Here is an 18,046-nt window from a genome sequence, read left to right as displayed (position 1 = left end):
CATCAGGGAGCGACACCTCCTCCGGTGCACTCTCGCCGGACACTTTTCCTGCCGCACGCCTGGGCCGGAACGGATACCGTAGTCCCGGTCGCCCGAACGAGCCTCGTCGCCTCGCTGCGACGGCACGGGCACCATCCGTTTCGCCGTCAAGGAGCGTCCGTGTCCTCTTCCTCCGCCGCGAGCACCAGCCTCGCCGCCACGTTCGACCAGCCCGTCTCGGTCGTCGATCCCGAGATCGCCGCCGTCCTCCAGCAGGAGCTCGACCGCCAGCGCGGCTACCTCGAGATGATCGCGAGCGAGAACTTCGTGCCGCGCGCGATCCTCGAGTCGCAGGGCTCGGTCCTCACCAACAAGTACGCCGAGGGCTACCCGGGTCGCCGCTACTACGGCGGCTGCGAGTTCGTCGACGTCGCCGAGCAGCTCGCGATCGACCGCGCCAAGGCGCTCTTCGGTGCCGAGTTCGCCAACGTCCAGCCCCACTCGGGAGCGACCGCGAACGCGGCGGCGCTCGCCGCGCTGATCCAGCCCGGCGACACGATCCTCGGACTCGAGCTCGCGCACGGCGGCCACCTGACCCACGGCATGAAGCTGAACTTCTCGGGCAAGCTCTACAACGCCACGGCGTACGGAGTCGACCCGCAGACGTTCCGCATCGACATGGACGTCGTCCGCGAGAAGGCCCTCGAGGTGCGCCCGCAGGTGCTCATCGCCGGCTGGTCGGCCTACCCGCGCCACCTCGACTTCGAGGCCTTCCGCGCGATCGCCGACGAGGTCGGCGCGAAGCTCTGGGTCGACATGGCGCACTTCGCCGGCCTCGTCGCCGCGGGTCTGCACCCGTCGCCCGTGCCGCACGCCGACGTGGTCACCTCGACGGTCCACAAGACGCTCGCGGGTCCGCGCTCCGGTCTCATCCTCGCCAAGCAGGAGTACGCCAAGAAGCTCAACTCCGCCGTCTTCCCCGGCCAGCAGGGCGGACCGCTGATGCACGTCATCGCCGCGAAGGCCACCGCCTTCAAGCTGGCGGGCGAGGCCGAGTTCGCCGACCGTCAGGAGCGCACCATCCGCGGGGCCCAGATCCTCGCCGAGCGCCTCGTCGCCGCCGACACCAAGGCCGAGGGCATCGACGTGCTCACCGGCGGCACCGACGTGCACCTCGTGCTCGCCGACCTCCGCAACTCGCCGCTCGACGGCCAGCAGGCCGAGGACCGCCTCCACGAGGTCGGGATCACGGTGAACCGCAATGCGGTGCCGTTCGATCCCCGCCCGCCGATGGTCACCTCGGGCCTGCGCATCGGTACGCCCGCACTCGCGACCCGCGGCTTCGGCGACACCGAGTTCGCCGAGGTGGCCGACGTGATCGCCGAGGCGCTGAAGCCCTCGGCCGACCTCGCGTCGCTGCGCGCCCGCGTCGGCAGGCTCACGGACGACTTCCCCCTCTACCCGGGCCTCTAGACCCGGCGACGGGAGCACCGGGACCTGTTCCCGGTGCTCCCGGGCGCCCGGAACCGGCGCGACCCGCGCCCCGCGACACCGATTCTCAGCGACACCCAACGAGGAGTTCCACGATGACGGCACAGGTACTCGACGGAGTCGCGACGGCGGCCGCGGTCAAGGCCGAGATCACCGAGCGCGTCAGCGCCCTGCGCGAGAAGGGCGTCGTTCCCGGCCTCGGCACGCTGCTGGTCGGCGACGACCCCGCCTCCCGCTCCTACGTCGCCGGCAAGCACCGCGACTGCGCCGAGGTCGGCATCGAGTCGATCCGCGTCGACCTGCCGGCGACGGCGTCGGCCGACGACATCCGGGCGGCCATCCGCGATCTCAACGAGTCGGAGGCGGTGACCGGCTACATCATCCAGCTGCCGCTGCCGAAGGGCATCGACGAGAACGCGATGCTCGAGCTGATGGATCCCGGCAAGGACGCCGACGGCCTGCACCCCACCAACCTCGGGCGCCTCGTGCTCGGCGTCGAGGGCGAGCTCGACAGCCCCCTGCCGTGCACGCCGAACGGCATCGTCGAGATGCTCCGGCGCCACGACATCCCCCTGCAGGGCCGGCACGTCGTGGTCGTCGGCCGGGGTCTCACGGTCGGGCGCCCGCTCGGACTCCTCCTGACGCGCAAGGGCCTGGATGCGACCGTGACGCTGACCCACTCCCGCACGACCGATCTCGCCGCCGAGGTGCGCCGCGCCGACATCGTGGTGGCGGCCGTCGGCGTGCCCGGCCTGATCGCGGCCGACTGGGTGAAGCCCGGCGCCGCCGTCCTCGACGTGGGGATCACGCGCGTCGAGAACCCCGAGACGGGCAAGGCGAAGCTCACGGGCGACGTCGCTCCGGGAGTCGCCGAGGTCGCGGGCTGGCTGTCGCCGGTGCCGGGCGGCGTCGGCCCGATGACCCGCGCGATGCTCATCCACAACGTGGTGTCGGCGGCGGAGCGGGCTCTGCGCTAGCCGGAGCGTGCGGTCCGCGAGCGCCGTCACCTGCAGATCGCGCGTCACCCTCGGCGCCGTGCGGCGTGCAGCAGCACCGAGCTGCCGGGCACGAGCTGCGCCAGCAGATCCAGCGAGGCGGAGTCGACCACGGCGATGACGGGGTAGCCGCCCGTCACCGGGTGGTCCGGTCCGAACACCACGGGCAGGCCCGACGGCGGCAGCTGCACCGAACCGTGCACGAGTCCCTCGCTGGGCAGCTCACCCGCGTCGCCCGTGGGCAGCGGTCCGCCCCGGAGGCGGATCCCGACCCGGTCGGCCTCGCCGCTCACCGTCCACGGGCCCGCGAGCAGGCGCTGCCAGGTGCCGGCAGGCAGGCGCTCGAGCCGCGGTCCCGGATGCACCTCGAGCGTCGCCCAGGGACCCGGACCGTCGAACGGCCACCAGTCGACCGGCCGCACCGGGCCGGGAGCGGATCCGATCGGCAGCTCGTCCCCGGCGCGGAGCGGCTCCGGCCCGAGTGCCGAGAGGGTGTCCCTCGAGCGGGAGCCGAGCACCGCAGGCACTGCGAATCCGCCCCGCACTCCGAGAGTGCGCCGGAGACCCGCGCGCAGCGGTCCGAGCCGCAGCACCGAGCCGGCGGGCGCGAGCGTCGGGAGGACGCGGTCGATCTCCCGTCCGTCGAGCGTCGCGAGCCCCGCCGCGCCCCCGAGGCTGATCCACGCGGCCGCCTCGAAGAGCGCCGTGAAGCCCGCGCCGAGCAGCTCGAGCACCGCGGCGTCCCCGGCATTGCCGAGCAGCCGGTTCGCGGTCCGCAGCGCCCCGCGGTCCATCGCTCCGGAACGACCGGCTCCGAGCGCGGCGTAGCCCGGACGGCCGCCGTCCTCGACCAGTGCGAGCGGCCCCGGATCCAGCACGCGGACGCTCACGGCACGGCCCGGAACCGGATCTCGTCGCCCGGGACGAGGAGCGCGGGCGGCGTCCTGCGGACATCCCAGAGCACCGCCTCCGTCGAGCCGATCAGCTGCCAGCCGCCGGGGGAGGAGCGCGGGTAGACGCCCGACCAGGCGCCCGCGAGCGCGACGGAGCCCGCGGGGACGCTCGTGCGCGGCTCGGACCGCCGGGGGATCTCGGGCCAGGGAGCGAGGGCGGCGAGGTAGGCGAAGCCGGGAGCGAAGCCTCCGAAGGCCGCGCGCCACGGCGTCGCAGTGTGCCGCCGGACGAGCTCGTCGACGCTCCAGCCGAGCGCCTCGGCGACCGCACCGAGGTCCGCGCCGTCGTAGCGGACCGGGATCTCGTGCCGCCCCTTCGAGACGTCCGCATCACGGGCCGTGGCCGTGGCGGCGGTGTCCCGGATCCAGTGCGCGGCCGTCGAGACGGCCAGGAGCTCCGGATCGATCACCACCAGCACGGTCCGGGCGGCCGGAATCAGGTCGACGACGCCGGCGGGCCGGTCGCGGTCGAGGGCTGCGGCCAGCGCGAGAGCGTCGTCGAGATCCGCGACCTCGACGAGCACGGCCCGGTCGCCGGAGGGGAGGAGCCGCGCGACGATCACGGCACGGCGGGGGCGAGGTCGACGCCCGCGTCCGCGAGGGCCGCGCGCACCGCCTCCGCCATCGCGAGAGCGCCCGGAGAGTCGCCGTGCACGCAGAGGGAGTCGACGTCGACGGCGACGAGCTCGCCCGTGCCCACGGCGACGACGCCCTCCACGACCATGCGGACGGCTCGGGAGGCGACGAGCGCCGGATCCGAGAGGACCGCTCCCGCCTCGCCGCGAGGCACGAGCGATCCGTCGGCCCGGTAGCCGCGGTCGACGAACGCCTCCCGGAGGAAGCGCAGCCCGGCCGAGGCGGCCGCTCGCTCGACGGCGGAGGACGCGAGCCCGAGCAGGGGGAGCTCGGGCGCGGTGTCGCGGACCGCGGCGGCCACCGCCTCCGCCTGGAGCTCGTCGTGGACGATGCGGTTGTAGAGGGCGCCGTGCGGCTTGACGTACCGCACCCGCGTGCCGGCCGCACGCGCAGCCGCCTGCAGCGCGCCGATCTGGTACACCGTGTCGGCGTACAGCTCGTCGCGGCCCACAGGGATCTCGCGGCGGCCGAAGCCGGCGAGGTCGCGGTACGACACGTGGGCACCGATCGAGACGCCGCGCTCACCCGCCGAGCGGCAGCGCGCGAGCATGATCGACGGGTCGCCGGCGTGGAATCCGCAGGCGATGCTGGCGCTCGAGACCACGCCCAGGATCGCCTCGTCGTCACCGAGCTCCCAGACGCCGAAGCCCTCGCCCAGATCGGCGTTGAGGTCGATCGCACTCCGCATCCTCCGAGCCTACGGGGAGCGCCCAGACCCGATCGATAGCCTGGTGATGCGCACTCGCGTCCCCACCCCCCCCGCACGACCCCGTCGTTCGCGTGCGCCCGCCCCACGAGGAGAACACATGCTCACCGTCAACGCCTACGCCGCCCCCTCCGCCACCGAGCCGCTGATCCCCACCACCATCGAGCGCCGCGACGTCGGCCCGCACGACGTGCTGATCGAGATCGCCTACTCCGGCATCTGCCACTCCGACATCCACACCGTGCGCGGCGAGTGGGGTCCCGTGACGTACCCGCTGACCGTCGGCCACGAGATCGTCGGCGTCGTCGCCGAGGTCGGGTCCGAGGTCACCCAGCACTCCGTCGGCGACCGCGTCGGCGTCGGCTGCATGGTGAACTCCTGCCGCGAGTGCGAGAACTGCCTCGCCGGCGAGGAGCAGTACTGCCTGAAGGGCAACACCGGCACCTACGCATCGGTCGACCGCGACGGCACCATCACCCAGGGCGGCTACTCGACCCACATCGTGGTCGTCGAGGACTTCGTCCTCCGCGTCCCGGAGTCGATCCCCTACGAGGCCGCCGCGCCGCTGCTGTGCGCCGGCATCACCACCTACTCGCCGCTGTCGCACTGGGAGGCGGGCCCCGGCAAGCGCGTCGCCGTCGTCGGGCTCGGCGGGCTCGGCCACATGGCCGTCAAGTTCGCGCACGCGATGGGCGCCGAGGTCACGGTGCTCTCGCAGTCGCTGAGCAAGAAGGAGGACGGCCTGCGTCTCGGAGCCGACCACTACTACGCGACGAAGGACGAGGAGACGTTCACGACGCTCGCGAACACCTTCGACCTCATCATCAACACGGTGAGCGCGGTGCTCGACCTCGACGCCTACCTCGGACTGCTGCGTCGCAACGGCACCATGGTCAACGTCGGCGCCCCCGCCGAGGCTCTGCCGCTGCACGTCTTCACGCTGTTCGGCGCCCGCCGCTCCTTCGCGGGCTCGGGCATCGGAGGCATCCGCGAGACCCAGGAGATGCTCGACTTCTGCGCCGAGAAGGGCATCGCGAGCGAGGTCGAGGTCGTCTCGGCGTCGCAGATCAACGAGGCCTACGATCGCGTGCTCACCTCCGACGTCCGCTACCGCTTCGTCATCGACATCGCGACGCTCAAGGACTGACCCTGGCGCTAGCCTCGGCGACATGAGCGAACGAAGCCACCCCGCTGTCGACCGCGTCCTCGCCGATCTGGCGGAGCACGACGTCCGTCCACCGGTCCGCTGGCTCGACGAGGCGGCGTCGACGGCGGCGCTCGCCGCGGCGGCGCTCGGCATCGAGGTCGGTCAGATCGCGAACTCGCTGGTGTTCCTGCTCGACGGTGAGCCGCTGCTCGTTCTCACGAGCGGCGGCCACCGCGTCGACACGGAGTGGCTCGGGGAGACGCTCGGCGGCGCGATCACGCGGGCGTCCGCCTCCGTCGTCAAGGCGGCGACCGGACAGACCATCGGAGGCGTCGCGCCGGTCGGCCATCCGAGGCCGCTCCGCACGGTGGTCGACGACGAGCTCGCACGCTACGGCGCGGTCTGGGCGGCGGCGGGGCACGCCCACACCGTCTACCCGACGACGTTCGCCGAGCTCGTCGCCGTCACCGGAGGCACGCCGCACGCGGTCGTGCCGCCGGCCTCCGCGTGACGCCGCTCACACAGGAGGGTCAGGGTTCCTCGCTGATCGAGTAGCCGCGCAGCGGACGTATCGAGATCCGCCGGGATCAGCACACGAGGTCTCGACACTCCTCCGCCCGGCGGAGGCGGGGTCTCGGTGCGCCCCCCGGGTTGCTCGTGAGGGAGCGCCCTCGCGGATCGCCCGAGGGGTCGCGCCGCTCAGCGCACGCGACCCGCGCCGTCCGCCGCCGTGACGAGGAACAGCTCGGGCTCGCGGAAGCCCTTCTCGGCGAAGGCGGCCAGCACGGCCGCGCGCACCTCCGCCTCCTTCTCGACCGGGGTGAGCGCGATCGCCGAGCCGCCGAAGCCGCCGCCGGTCATCCGCGCGCCGATCGCACCCGCGCCGCGGGAGGACTCCACGGCCGTGTCGAGCTCGGGGACCGAGATCTCGAAGTCGTCCCGGAGCGAGAGATGGCCCTCGTCGAGCAGCGTGCCGATCGCGCGGGGCCCCTCCTCGCGGAGGGTGCGCACCGTCGCGAGGACGCGTGCGTTCTCGGTGATGATGTGGCGCACCCGGCGGAAGGTGACGTCGTCGAGCAGCTCCTCGGCCTGCGGCAGGTCGTCGACCGACAGCTCGCGCAGCGACTCCACGCCCATGATCGAGGCGCCGAGCTCGCACGAGGCGCGCCGCTCGGCGTAGCCGCCGGTGGCGTGGGCGTGCTCGACGCGGGTGTCGATGACCAGCAGGACGAGCCCCGCCTCCTCGAAGCCGAGCGGGATGACCTCGGTGTCCAGACTCCGGCAGTCGAGGAACACGGCGGAGTCGCGCGCCCCGAAGAGCGAGGCCGACTCGTCCATGATCCCCGTCGGAGCGCCGACGGCGACGTTCTCGGCTCGGCGTCCGACGCGGGCGAGGGTGGCCCGGTCGAGGCCGAGCTCCCACAGCTCGTCGAGGGCGACGGCCATGGCGCACATCAGGGCGGCCGAGCTCGAGAGCCCGGCGCCGACCGGCACATCCGAGTCGACGAAGGCGTCGAAGCCCGCGCGGCCGTCGAGGTCGACGCCGTACTCCGAGAGCGCCCAGACGACGCCGAGCGGGTAGGCCGACCAGCCCGCGAGGGCTCCCGGGCCGAGCTCGTCGATGGTGGTCTCGACGATCTCGGGGGAGAAGGCGCTCGCGATGCGGATGACCCTGTCCTCGCGGGGAGCGACGGCCATCGCGGTCGCGCGGTCGATGGCGAACGGGAAGACGAAGCCCTCGTTGTAGTCGGTGTGCTCGCCGATGAGGTTCACCCGGCCGGGCCCGGCCCACACGCCGGCGGGCTCGCGGTCGTAGGCGCGCTCGAAGTCGCGGGCGGCGCGCTCGGCGACGGAGTCCAGGGAGGCGCTCGTGTCGGTCATCGGGTCTCCTCGGTGCTGCTCGAGACCGAGGCCTCGGGGTTGTCGGCGGCCTCGGCGGCCAGGGTCGCCGCGTCGGCGCGCTCGATCGCGGCGCGCAGGGCGGCGGCGCTCGTCTCGGGGGCGATGTCGCCGATCCAGGCGCCCATCGCGGCCTCGCTGCCCGCGAGGTACTTGAGCTTGCTCTCGGCGCGGCGGGGCGAGGTGATCTGCAGCATCAGCCGCACCTCGTCGCGGCGCTCGTGCACGGGAGCCTGGTGCCAGGCGCTGATGTAGGGCGTCGGCGAGTCGTAGAGGGCGTCGATGCCGCGGAGCAGGCGCTGGTAGATCGTCGCGAGCTCGTCGCGCTCCTCGGGCGTCGTCTCGCTGAGATCGGCGATGTGGCGGTGGGGGAGCAGGTGCACCTCGATGGGCCAGCGCGCCGCGAAGGGCACGAAGGCGGTGAAGTGCTCGCCGCGGATGAGCACGCGCTCGCCCGCCTGCTCGAACGCCAGGATGTCGGCGAAGAGCGTGGGGCCGTAGGAGTCGAGCGAGGCGAGCAGCCGCGTCGTCCGGGGCGTGACGTAGGGGTAGGAGTAGATCTGGCCGTGCGGGTGGTGCAGGGTGACGCCGATCGCCTCTCCGCGGTTCTCGAACGGGAAGACCTGCTGGATTCCGGGGAGCGCCGAGAGCGCGGCGACCCGGTCGGCCCACGCCTCCACGACCGTGCGGGCCCGCGAGGCGCTCAGGGTCGCGAACGACCCCTCGTGCTCGGGGCTGAAGCACACGACCTCGCAGCGGCCGACGCTCGTCAGCGTGCGGCCGAGGCCGAGCGTGCGCAGATCGTCGAGGGAGGCGGGGGCGTCGGCGTCCTCGAGCAGCGGCCCGAACGACGGAGAGCGGTTCTCGAAGACCGCCACGTCGTACCGGCTCGGCACCTCGGACGGGTTCGTCGGCGAGGCCGGCGCCAGGGGGTCCAGCTCGGCCGGGGGCAGGAACACGCGGTTCTGCCGCGAGGCCGCGATCGACACCCACTCTCCGGTGAGCGGGTCCTGCCGCATGCGCGCGGTGGCCGGGCGGGGATCGAGGTCCCGCGCATCGGCGGCGCGCTCGGGCGGCAGCGTCGTGTCGGCGTCGTCGAAGTAGAGGAGCTCGCGGCCGTCCGCGAGCGTGTGCGGGCGCTTGACGACGCCGGCGGTGAGGGTGATCGCTTCATTCATGGCAGGCAAGAGAGTATCGCCCGATCTTCGGAAAGGAAAGACGGTTTTCTCTTTGACAAGTCCTCACTCCCGGGCCACGATGGGCGGATGGCAGCCGACCGCGAGACCGAGGGCCACTCCGCGCTCGAGCGCCGGCTGCGCATGCTCGTGCTCGCCCAGCAGCGGGGCTTCGTCTCCGTCGCCGAGCTCTCCGAGCGTCTCGGCGTGTCCGTCGTGACCGTGCGCTCCGACCTCGATGTCCTCGCCGGCGAGGGCTCGGTGCAGCGGGTCCGCGGAGGTGCCATCCCGGCGGCGGAACGCGTCGGCGAGCGCTCCCTCGAGGAGGGCCTGGCCGCCGCCTCGGACGAGAAGGCCGCGATCGGGCGCGAGGCCGCCGCGTCCGTCTCGTCGGGGGAGAGCGTCATCCTCGATGTGGGGACCACCCCGCTCGCCATCGCCCACGCCCTCGTCGCCCGCGACGACCTGCGCGATGTGACGGTCATCACCAACGGGCTGTCCACCGCCCTCGCCCTCGAGCCCGCGATCCCGCGCTTCACCGTCGTCGTCACGGGCGGCACGCTGCGCCCGCTGCAGCACTCCCTCGTCGAGCCGCTCGCCTCCGAGGTGCTCGAGCGCCTCCGCGCCGACGTCGTCTTCATCGGCTGCACCGGCGTCGATCCGGAGGCGGGCGTCACGAACGTCAACCTCCCGGAGGCGACGCTCAAGCGGCGCATGCTGCACGCGGCCGCGCGGCGGGTCGTCGTCGCCGACTCGCGCAAGCTCGGAGTCGTCGACCTCGGCCGGGTGGCCGCGACCGCCGAGTTCGACCGCCTGCTGACGGGGGAGGCCGCACCCGACGACGTCGTCGCGCGCCTCGAGGAGGCGGGCCTGGCCGTCACGCGCTGCGGAGGGTCCGGGGCGGCCGTGCGTCGCGGCGTCAGTCCGTAGGATTCAGCCATGGCCGACTTCACCCCCGCCCCCGCAACCGGGCGCCAGTTCGCACTCGACCTCACCGCCGAGGGACGCACCCTGCACGCCGTCGTCACGGAGGTGGCCGCAGGGCTGCGCCACCTCTCCGTCGACGGAGTCGAGATCACCGCCGCCTACCCCGAGAGCGTCGTCCCGCCGTTCGGCTCGGGCATCGTCCTGATGCCCTGGCCCAACCGCGTCAAGGACGGCAAGTGGCACCACGGCGGTCGCACCCTCCAGCTCGACATCACCGAGCCCAAGTACCACAACGCCCTCCACGGGCTCCTCACCCACACCTCGTACCGGCTCGTCGAGCAGGGCGAGTCCTTCGTCGAGCTCGCCGCCCCGGTCGTCCCGCAGCGCGGCTGGCCGTTCCACCTCGAGACGACCGTCCGCTACGAGCTGCAGGCCGACGGGCTGAAGGTCGTGCACCGCGTCGTCAACGTCGGAGCGGAGGAGGCCCCGGTCGCGATCGGGACCCACCCCTTCCTCGCGATCGGCGACGTCCCCACCGACGAGCTCACGATCACCGTGGACGCGGCGGTGCACATCGACGTCGACGAGCGCCTCAACCCCACCGGCCAGAGCCCGGTCGACGGGACCGACTGGGATCTCCGCGGCGGCCGGCGCATCGGCGACCTCGAGCTCGACGACGCCTGGGCCGACGTCACCGTCGTCGACGGCGAGAGCGTCCACGGCGTCAGCGCCGCCGACGGCCGCCGCGTGCTGATGTGGGCGGACGCGTCGCACAACTACATCCAGGTCTTCATCACCCGCATCTTCCCCGACGGCGACGACGTCAAGACCGCGATCGCCGTCGAGCCGATGACCGCTCCCGCCGATGCGCTCAACTCCGGGCAGGGCCTCCGCTGGCTCGAGCCCGGCGAGGAGTGGAGCGTCGCCTGGGGGATCCGGCACGAGGGGTTCCCCGCCTCGTCATGACGGTCGCCACCTCCGTCGGCCGGGACGACGAGCAGAAGCGGGCCGCCCTCGTCCGCATGAAGCGCCTGGCCACGGGGCTGCTGGTGGTCATGGCGGTCGTCTTCGCCGTCTCGTTCGCGCTGCAGGACCGCTACCCGTGGCTGCAGTGGGTCCGCGCGGCCAGCGAGGGCGGCATGGTCGGCGCGCTCGCCGACTGGTTCGCGGTCACGGCCCTGTTCCGCCGGCCGCTCGGGCTGCCCATCCCGCACACGGCGATCATCCCGACCAAGAAGGACGAGATCGGCGCGAGCCTCGCGCAGTTCGTCGAGGAGAACTTCCTCCGCGGCGCGATCGTGCGCGAGAAGCTCGACTCGTTCGGCATCGCGCACCGCGCCGGGCAGTGGCTCTCCGACCCGGTCAACGCCCAGCGCGTGGGCGGCGAGAGCGCAGCGGCCGCACGCGCGGCGATCGCGCTGCTCGACGACTCCGACGTCCAGCGCGTGATCGAGGCGCTCGCCCGTCGGCACCTCCTCGACCCGCAGTGGGGGCCGCCGCTGGGCTCGCTCGTCGGCGGCATCGTCGAGTCGGGTCATCACCGCCGGCTCGTGGACACGCTGGTCGAGCAGGCGGAGGCGTGGCTCGCGGCGAATCCGGAGAGCTTCACCCGGATGGTCAGCGGCCGGCTCCCGAGCTGGCTGCCCTCGGCTGTCAGCCGGGTGGTCGACGAGCGGCTCTACCACGAGGCCCTCGTCTTCGTCGGCGCCGTCCGCGACGACCAGGGCCACCCGCTCCGGATCGCGATCGACGGCTACCTCGCGACCCTCGCGCGGGATCTGGGGACCGATCCCGATCTGATCGCCCGCGTGGAGGAGATCAAGAACCGCGCCTTCGACAGCCCGCGCGTGCGCGACCTGGCGGGCGACGTCTGGGAGACCACGAAGTCGTCGCTGCTCGGCGCGATGGACGACCCGGCGAGCCCGCTGCGGGCGAGCATCGAGTCGATCGTGGTCGACCTCGGTCGGCGTCTCTCGACCGACGAGGCGCTCGCCTCGACCGTCGACACCTGGATCGGGACGGTCGCGGCGAATCTCGTCGACCGCTACCGCACCGACATCGCGAGCATCATCGGCGAGACGATCCAGCGCTGGGATCCGCGCGAGACCTCCGAGAAGCTCGAGCTGCAGGTCGGCAAGGACCTGCAGTTCATCCGGATCAACGGCACCGTCGTCGGCTCGCTCGCCGGCCTGGTCATCTTCACGGTGGCCCACGCGCTGCTCGGGTCCTGAGCCCGGAGAGCGGGCCTCCCGGAGGCGATCCGCAAGCCCTCGTCCGTGTCGGTGGTCGGGCGTAGCGTCGCAGCATGAGCGATGACAACACCACCGATCCCGACGTCAAGACCGAGGGCGACGTCCTCGGCGCCCGAGCCGACGACACCAGCGACACCAGCGCCAGCAAGGACCCGTCCGACTGGGTCACCGGCGACGAGCCGATGACCGGCCCGCAGCGCAGCTACCTCGACACCCTCGCCCGCGAGGCCGGAGAGACCCTTCCCGCCGACCTCACCAAGGCTCAGGCCTCCGAGCACATCGACCGCCTCCAGTCGGCCACCGGCCGCGGCGACGGCAGCTCGAGCTAGTCCCGAGCGTTCCGAGCGGAGTCGCGCGACAGCTGAGCAATGGTCCTGTCGCGCGACCCCGGCCCGGGGCGCACCGTGCTTCTCAGAGTCTTCATAGGGTTCGGGGATGGCGATCTCTCGCACCACGCGGACGGCCCTCGAGTTGATCGACGCCCTGCGGGTGCCCGGCGGGATCGATCCCCGGCTGGCCCGGCAGGTCGCCTCCTCGCTACGGCAGCTGCTCGAGGCGGGCACCTTCGGCCCGAGCGATCGGGTGCTGCGCAGGCGGTCCCGGAGGATGCGCGCCGCGGCCTCCTCCCGAGAGGCCGGTCATCGCCGCTTCTTCGTGACCTCACAGGGGGCAGACACCCGCCGGTCGGCGGTCTAGAGTTCGGGGCATCCGGTCCGCCGGACGCCCGCGGAGCATCCGAACGGGAGACAGAGCTGTCGCCCCGAAGCGCCGATGCCCCGCCGCTCGCTCGTCGAGCACCCGCCACTGCCGACGCACTGCGCCGACGCCGTCTCGATGAGGAGACCGTCCATGCCGTCCTTCCGCTCCACCGTCCTCGCCCTCGCCGCCGCTGCCGCCCTCGTCGGCGCTGCCGCGACTCCCGCCCTCGCCGACCACAACGCCGGCGCGAACCTCGACGGCTACGCCTCGTCCGACATCTCGTCGAACGGCTCCTGCTACTACGGCGCCCTGCTGCCCGGCTCGCCCGACATCAGTCTCAGCACGACGAGCTACCGCTTCGTCCGGGCCGGTGCCTCGCTGACGCTCGTCTGCTCCTACACGGGCATCCCGTCCTTCATCCCCGGCACCGAGCAGGGCGACGGAGGCGACTGGTACGCCCCGAAGAAGCCGACCCGCTACACCGCGCAGGACGCCTGCCTCCCGCCCGGCGTGGACTCCGCCGGCGAGCTCTACCCCGACGACGAGAACCGCCCGGTCGACAAGGTCGACGCGAAGACCCTCTTCTACCGCTCGACGATGACGATGGTCTGCTTCTGGCCCGACGACCCGACCCGGTGATCAGCGCGGGGCGGTCGGCGACCCCTTTCCGCCGGCCGTCCCGCCCCCGTCGTCCGCCCCCACTGTTCGCTGACCGGCCCTCGCTGATCGAGTAGTCGCCGGAGGCGGCGTATCGAGACCCACCTCCGTCAGCAGACGAGCTGGAGCCCTCACCACTCCACGACCCCTCTACCGCAAAGGACGACGATGTCCCCTCGTGTCGGCACCCGCAGCGCCGTGACCGTCCGCCTCGTCCGCTGGTACCGCACCGACGACGGCTGGGAGTCCGAGATCGTCCACGGCCGCCTCCTCGAGCACCACGGAGGCGTCTGGCGCCTCCTCGACGGCACCGTCACCCGCGATTACCCCGACTCCGACTGGTCCCTCTGCCACGAGTAGCGCCTGTCCCCGACAGCCTCGTGTGAGGACTGCGCCGAATCGCGACCGATGTGCTGTGAGGGAGCCGGCATGCCGTGGTTCGCGACGGCGGTGCAGCCCGCCGACCGACTCCGGTGCCGTCGTGCGGTGCGGCATTCCGGTCCTCTTGCCGATCCCCCGCGCTCCTGGAACTGTCAATCGCTCCTATCGGGATGACGAACAGATTCGCCCGTCTGCGGTGCGGCGCCCCACAGACGTCCCGACCCGCTGACCACCGAGCTGACGCTGTCCAACGTGCAGCCGAGGCTGTGACCACACGCCACTGAGCACGGAAGTATTCCGATGTCATCGCCGAACTCGGAGCAATGGAAGCATCGACACGCGCCGCACCCCACACAACCGGGAGCAACGCAGCGCGGATAGTGGCGTACGTGCGCCCGACCTGGCACACTCCGGGCATGAACAACGCCGCGCCTGGCTGGTACCCGGACCCGACACAGCCCGCCACTCAGCGCTACTGGGACGGCATCGCATGGACCGAGCAACGCGCACCGCTCACTCCCACAGTCGTGCAGCTACAACGGCCACCCGGGAACGGCGCCTCGGTCGCATCACTCATCCTCGGCCTCTGCGCCATTCTCCCGACCCTGACGATCATCGGCATCTTCATCGCCTGGATCCCCGCCATCCCCGGCCTGATCTGCGCCATAGTCGGTGGCCGACGCTCAAGGGAGATCGGCGGTCACGGTCGAGTCATGGCGAACTGGGGCTTCTGGCTCAACGCCGCACCGCTGATGCTCCTCCTCTTCGCGCAGGCCGCCCGCATCTTCAACGGCGACTGATCGCCACCGATCGCTGACCGCCTCTTGCCCACCGGGCCGGGGCGTTCAGCACCAGAGCTGCTACCCAGCCGAATAGGAGTCCACAGCTGATCGCGAGGCGACCGTGGCCACCAACCCCAAGTACGCCAACGCAGAGAGCTCCGCCTACGCCTAATCGCAGCCGGCGCCCACTGCACGTCGCCCACCAAGTTGCTTGGCACAGCGATGGCTCGAGACCTCAACCTAGACGAGCCACGCTTCCCTGTCGTCGATGAGATCCGGGACGTTAGCTGTGGCGGTGACCCGCTGGCAAGAGGACTACACCCGTGTCTTGCGCCGAAGGCTGGTGCAACCGATAGCGAAGCGACGGGGACGACCCCACGCCGCCAGCGGGGGCACAGCAACTCCCGATCATTGCCCCGAGCGGATGGAGACCGTCAGGCTGACCCCCAGCCAGGGTGGCACCCCCTCTCACCCAGGGGGATGGTGACCCCATCAGCGGACCAAGAAGGCCGCCAAGCTCGCCGGCGACGTCGAATGGGCGATCCGGTGCGAGCTCTGACACCGGCGCTCGACAATCGCGCTCAGGGGGGTCCACGCGACGACGAGATCCGCCGGGCGTATCTTCGAGCGGTCGAACGGAAGACCGGGACCGCATACGAGTGCCGGTGGCGGGACGGGAACGGCGGCTTCAAGCAGCGCACCTTCACCTCGAAGCGCGAGGCCGAGCGATTCGCCTTGAAGGTCGAGTCGGAGCTGGAGAGAGGCGCGAGTACCGAGCCCCTCGTGAAGAACTCGAAGACCGTCGCGGAGGTCGTCGTGGCGTCCCTCGCCGCGAGCAAGCCGGAGCTCAAGCCCCGCACCTACCGGTCGGCCGAGCTGCTCTACTCGGGGCGGGTGCTGCCGCGGTTCGGGAAGCGCCGGATCGCGACGCTCACCCGCGCCGACGTCCAGACGTGGATCGGGGAGCTGCACGCCGAGGGGCTGGCGCCGATGACGGTTCACCACTGCTACGTCGCGCTCCGGAAGGTCTGTAAGCACGCCCTCCACGACCGGCTCATCTCCTACAACCCCTGCGATGGGGTGAAGCTGCCGAAGAACCACGATGCCGGACAGTTCGCGCCGACCTTCCTCACCACGGCTCAGGTCGAGGCGCTCGCTGTGAAGCTCACGGACTCGGCGCCGTACGACCTCCTCGTCCGCTTCGCCGCGTATACGGGCCTCCGAGCGGGCGAGCTGGCCGGGCTTCGCGTCCAGGACGTCGACCTCGCTCGAGGCCACGTACAGGTCCGCCAGACGATGCAGCACGTAGCGGGGGAGTGGGTAGTCGGCACACCCAAGTCCAAGCGCTCGACCCGCGATGTTCCGCTCATGCACAGCGGGCTCATCCGCGACCTCCGCCGGTACCTCCTCCAACACCCGCGCTCCGGCGACCCGTCGGCGCTGTTCTGGCCGGGACGAGCGGTCGGCGGGAAGCACTCGCCCGACTACTCAAGGGTGATGGACAACGCGAGCTTCCGCCGGAACTACTTCCGCCCCGCGCTCGCCGCCGCGAAACTCCCCGACATGCGGGTCCACGACCTCCGTCACACGGCCGCGTAGCTCTGGCTCGCCGCCGGGTTCCAGCCGTACGAGGTGAGTCGGTGGCTCGGGCACTCGAGCGTGACCACGACGGACACGATCTACGCCCGCCTCTACGCCACCGACTACACCTCGCACGTCGCGCGGTTCACCGCCTTCGCGGAGGCCGAAGGGAGTTAGCATCGTGGGCATGGCTCCGGTGACCGAACTCGAAATCCGGTCCGCCGTCCACGAGGCCGTTGTCCGCGGAGGAAGCCTCCACGAATTGGTCATCGACGAGTTCGTCATCGGTGAACGCGGGCGCATCGACATCGCGGTTATTGGCGATCATCTCATTGGGTACGAGTTGAAAAGCGATCTGGATACTCTTGCACGCCTGCCCCGTCAAATGGACGTTTTTGGTGACGTCTTCGACTACTGCACTCTCGTAGTAACGTCACGTCACCTGACAAAAGCCCGCCAGGTCCTCAATCGAGGCTGGGGATTAGCGGTAGTTGATCGCACGGCCGAGGACACACTCATCTATCGCCAGGTTCGGCGAGCTCAGCAGCGTAGGTTCAGCGACAACCTAGCGCTAGCCAGCTTGCTCTGGCGCGACGAGCTACTTCGCGCCTTGGACTCCCTCGACGCGTCGACCGGCTATCGGAGCCGTACCCGCTATGAGCTGGCCGAACGCCTCGCTCGAATGACCGAGCGCGATCAGCTCAGGTCCCTCGTGACGAGCGCACTCACGGCGCGCCAAGGGTGGCGAGTCGCGAAAGCACCACATGCAGGTGACGAGACATCGCAATCCGCAGGTGTGTCGTCGCGTTTCCTGGCCCGGAGGTTTCTGTCGCAACGTCGCTGATCTGCTGGTCGCCGGGGCTGAAGGCGGTTCCTGAGTAGTACGTGGCGGCGACGATTGCGCGAGCTAGTGCTCGATACTGCGGCGCCGGGTTCCTTCGTTCCGTGCCGCGATGTACGAACCACTCATTATCGGATGCGTATTTCATGTTGGGAATCGGTGTGAAGGCGGCTGCGGCGTAGGTTGGGACACCAATTGCGTAGTCGCTGTATACCAGCTCGAGGTCTGTGGACCGGCGCAGTGCTACAAATGCTGCCGCGTCGGTCCTCGGAAGTGCAACTACTGTTCCCTTCGGGACGACTTCCCCAACGGCCGGGGGAAAGGCCGAGAACGAAACCACAATTGAGCGCCAGCCGGTTTCAGGTAGTTCTCGGATGGCCTGACTGACGACCGCTGCCCGGATCGTAGCCGAGCCACTGATCAAACCAGCATCCAGGACAAGGTCGACGTCCGCGACGGTAAGCGCGAGGCCATCGAGCGTGGCGTTGATGTCTGCGGAACTATTCACATTCTCGTCGACGAGCTCCTCGACATCAATCCGCAGGCTTACGCCCCGCCCGTCAGTGGCGGCGATAGCGGCGATAGCGGCGAGCGTGTTGGGCTCTTCTGTCGTGGTCAATACGGGGACTGCGAGGTAGTCCGGGCGCAGACTCGCAAAGAGATCCGTTAGCGAGGATGCGAAAGCGGCATCTTCGACACCGTCGGCATTGAGTATCTGTATCCAGACGACATCACTCGGGTTGGCCCACGCGCGCGCGAGCAGATCTTTCGTTAGAGCCGGATCGAGAAACTCGAACAGCGGGACGAGACGGTCAGAAGGGGCTCCCGAGACGGCGTCGAGCTCAGCTCGCTTGCCCTTGAGGATCGGTACGTATGTATCGGCAGGAAGCGACGTGTTAGGAGAGACCATGGAGAATCATCGACACGACCGGCGAACGCTTGCCT

19 protein-coding genes are annotated in these 18,046 nt (G+C 71.1%); 13 read left to right on the top strand and 6 right to left on the bottom strand.

Annotated features, from left to right (window positions below):
* Nucleotides 1-159: 159 nt before the first annotated feature.
* Both glyA and GSU68_RS13215 read left to right on the top strand, forming a co-directional pair.
* Nucleotides 160-1,452 (top strand): serine hydroxymethyltransferase, encoded by a 1,293-nt coding sequence (gene glyA, locus GSU68_RS13220; protein ID WP_159909057.1) that lies wholly within the window; start codon nucleotides 160-162, stop codon nucleotides 1,450-1,452.
* 113 nt (nucleotides 1,453-1,565) lie between these two features.
* Nucleotides 1,566-2,447, top strand: a complete 882-nt coding sequence (locus GSU68_RS13215) for a bifunctional methylenetetrahydrofolate dehydrogenase/methenyltetrahydrofolate cyclohydrolase (protein ID WP_159909055.1) — start codon at nucleotides 1,566-1,568, stop codon at nucleotides 2,445-2,447.
* Nucleotides 2,448-2,491: 44 nt separating this feature from the next.
* Here GSU68_RS13215 and GSU68_RS13210 read toward each other — a convergent pair whose 3' ends face one another.
* Genes GSU68_RS13210 through GSU68_RS13200 form a run of 3 tightly spaced genes read right to left on the bottom strand, consistent with a single transcriptional unit; the run spans nucleotide 2,492 to nucleotide 4,742 of the window.
* Nucleotides 2,492-3,355: a biotin-dependent carboxyltransferase family protein gene (locus GSU68_RS13210; protein ID WP_244259278.1), complete on the bottom strand. Its 864-nt coding sequence runs from the start codon at nucleotides 3,353-3,355 to the stop codon at nucleotides 2,492-2,494.
* Nucleotides 3,352-3,981, bottom strand: a complete 630-nt coding sequence (locus GSU68_RS13205) for an allophanate hydrolase subunit 1 (protein ID WP_244259277.1) — start codon at nucleotides 3,979-3,981, stop codon at nucleotides 3,352-3,354. Before GSU68_RS13205 ends, GSU68_RS13210 begins: the two co-directional genes overlap by 4 nt.
* Nucleotides 3,978-4,742, bottom strand: coding sequence for a 5-oxoprolinase subunit PxpA (locus GSU68_RS13200; protein ID WP_159909053.1), 765 nt, complete (start codon nucleotides 4,740-4,742; stop codon nucleotides 3,978-3,980). The genes GSU68_RS13205 and GSU68_RS13200 overlap by 4 nt, the downstream gene beginning before the upstream one ends.
* A 118-nt stretch (nucleotides 4,743-4,860) precedes the next feature.
* On the opposite strand from GSU68_RS13200, the gene GSU68_RS13195 reads away from it, so the two are divergent.
* A complete protein-coding gene (locus GSU68_RS13195; protein WP_159909051.1) occupies nucleotides 4,861-5,907 on the top strand; it encodes an NAD(P)-dependent alcohol dehydrogenase in 1,047 nt (348 codons plus the stop codon).
* A 22-nt stretch (nucleotides 5,908-5,929) separates the two neighbouring features.
* Nucleotides 5,930-6,418 (top strand): YbaK/EbsC family protein, encoded by a 489-nt coding sequence (locus GSU68_RS13190; protein WP_159909049.1) that lies wholly within the window; start codon nucleotides 5,930-5,932, stop codon nucleotides 6,416-6,418.
* A 188-nt stretch (nucleotides 6,419-6,606) separates the two neighbouring features.
* On the opposite strand, the gene galK is transcribed toward GSU68_RS13190, so the two are convergent.
* Nucleotides 6,607-7,788 carry a galactokinase gene (galK, locus tag GSU68_RS13185; RefSeq protein ID WP_159909047.1) on the bottom strand — a complete coding sequence of 394 codons (1,182 nt, stop codon included), beginning with the start codon at nucleotides 7,786-7,788 and terminating at the stop codon, nucleotides 6,607-6,609.
* Complete coding sequence (galT, locus tag GSU68_RS13180) at nucleotides 7,785-8,984, bottom strand: galactose-1-phosphate uridylyltransferase (protein ID WP_159909045.1); 1,200 nt, start codon at nucleotides 8,982-8,984, stop codon at nucleotides 7,785-7,787. Before galT ends, galK begins: the two co-directional genes overlap by 4 nt.
* 87 nt (nucleotides 8,985-9,071) lie before the next feature.
* Here galT and GSU68_RS13175 point away from each other — a divergent pair, with 87 nt between their 5' ends.
* The 9 genes from GSU68_RS13175 to GSU68_RS13135 all read left to right on the top strand — a co-directional run bounded on the left by GSU68_RS13175 (nucleotide 9,072) and on the right by GSU68_RS13135 (nucleotide 16,278).
* On the top strand, nucleotides 9,072-9,911 hold the full coding sequence (locus tag GSU68_RS13175; RefSeq protein ID WP_159909043.1) for a DeoR/GlpR family DNA-binding transcription regulator: 840 nt from the start codon (nucleotides 9,072-9,074) through the stop codon (nucleotides 9,909-9,911).
* A 9-nt stretch (nucleotides 9,912-9,920) separates the two neighbouring features.
* Nucleotides 9,921-10,874 carry an aldose 1-epimerase family protein gene (locus tag GSU68_RS13170; protein WP_159909041.1) on the top strand — a complete coding sequence of 318 codons (954 nt, stop codon included), beginning with the start codon at nucleotides 9,921-9,923 and terminating at the stop codon, nucleotides 10,872-10,874.
* The gene (locus tag GSU68_RS13165) at nucleotides 10,871-12,139 is read left to right on the top strand and encodes a DUF445 domain-containing protein (RefSeq protein WP_159909039.1); all 1,269 of its coding nucleotides are present in this window, start codon (nucleotides 10,871-10,873) and stop codon (nucleotides 12,137-12,139) included. Before GSU68_RS13170 ends, GSU68_RS13165 begins: the two co-directional genes overlap by 4 nt.
* 74 nt (nucleotides 12,140-12,213) lie before the next feature.
* Nucleotides 12,214-12,489: a DUF3072 domain-containing protein gene (locus GSU68_RS13160; RefSeq protein WP_159909037.1), complete on the top strand. Its 276-nt coding sequence runs from the start codon at nucleotides 12,214-12,216 to the stop codon at nucleotides 12,487-12,489.
* 106 nt (nucleotides 12,490-12,595) lie between these two features.
* Nucleotides 12,596-12,856: a hypothetical protein gene (locus GSU68_RS13155; RefSeq protein WP_159909035.1), complete on the top strand. Its 261-nt coding sequence runs from the start codon at nucleotides 12,596-12,598 to the stop codon at nucleotides 12,854-12,856.
* 153 nt (nucleotides 12,857-13,009) lie between these two features.
* A complete protein-coding gene (locus tag GSU68_RS13150; protein ID WP_159909033.1) occupies nucleotides 13,010-13,498 on the top strand; it encodes a hypothetical protein in 489 nt (162 codons plus the stop codon).
* Between the two features lie 186 nt (nucleotides 13,499-13,684).
* The gene (locus GSU68_RS13145; protein ID WP_159909031.1) at nucleotides 13,685-13,876 is read left to right on the top strand and encodes a hypothetical protein; all 192 of its coding nucleotides are present in this window, start codon (nucleotides 13,685-13,687) and stop codon (nucleotides 13,874-13,876) included.
* A gap of 437 nt (nucleotides 13,877-14,313) precedes the next feature.
* Complete coding sequence (locus GSU68_RS13140; protein WP_159909029.1) at nucleotides 14,314-14,697, top strand: DUF2510 domain-containing protein; 384 nt, start codon at nucleotides 14,314-14,316, stop codon at nucleotides 14,695-14,697.
* Nucleotides 14,698-15,462: 765 nt separating this feature from the next.
* Nucleotides 15,463-16,278 carry a tyrosine-type recombinase/integrase gene (locus GSU68_RS13135; protein ID WP_159909027.1) on the top strand — a complete coding sequence of 272 codons (816 nt, stop codon included), beginning with the start codon at nucleotides 15,463-15,465 and terminating at the stop codon, nucleotides 16,276-16,278.
* 707 nt (nucleotides 16,279-16,985) lie between these two features.
* On the opposite strand, the gene GSU68_RS13125 is transcribed toward GSU68_RS13135, so the two are convergent.
* Nucleotides 16,986-18,011, bottom strand: a complete 1,026-nt coding sequence (locus tag GSU68_RS13125) for a hypothetical protein (RefSeq protein WP_159909023.1) — start codon at nucleotides 18,009-18,011, stop codon at nucleotides 16,986-16,988.
* Nucleotides 18,012-18,046 lie beyond the last annotated feature (35 nt).

The organism is Rathayibacter sp. VKM Ac-2759, from assembly GCF_009834225.1.
Taxonomy (GTDB): domain Bacteria; phylum Actinomycetota; class Actinomycetes; order Actinomycetales; family Microbacteriaceae; genus Rathayibacter.
Note: the sequence above shows the minus strand (reverse complement) of the source record. Positions and strands in the feature narration are given on the sequence as shown.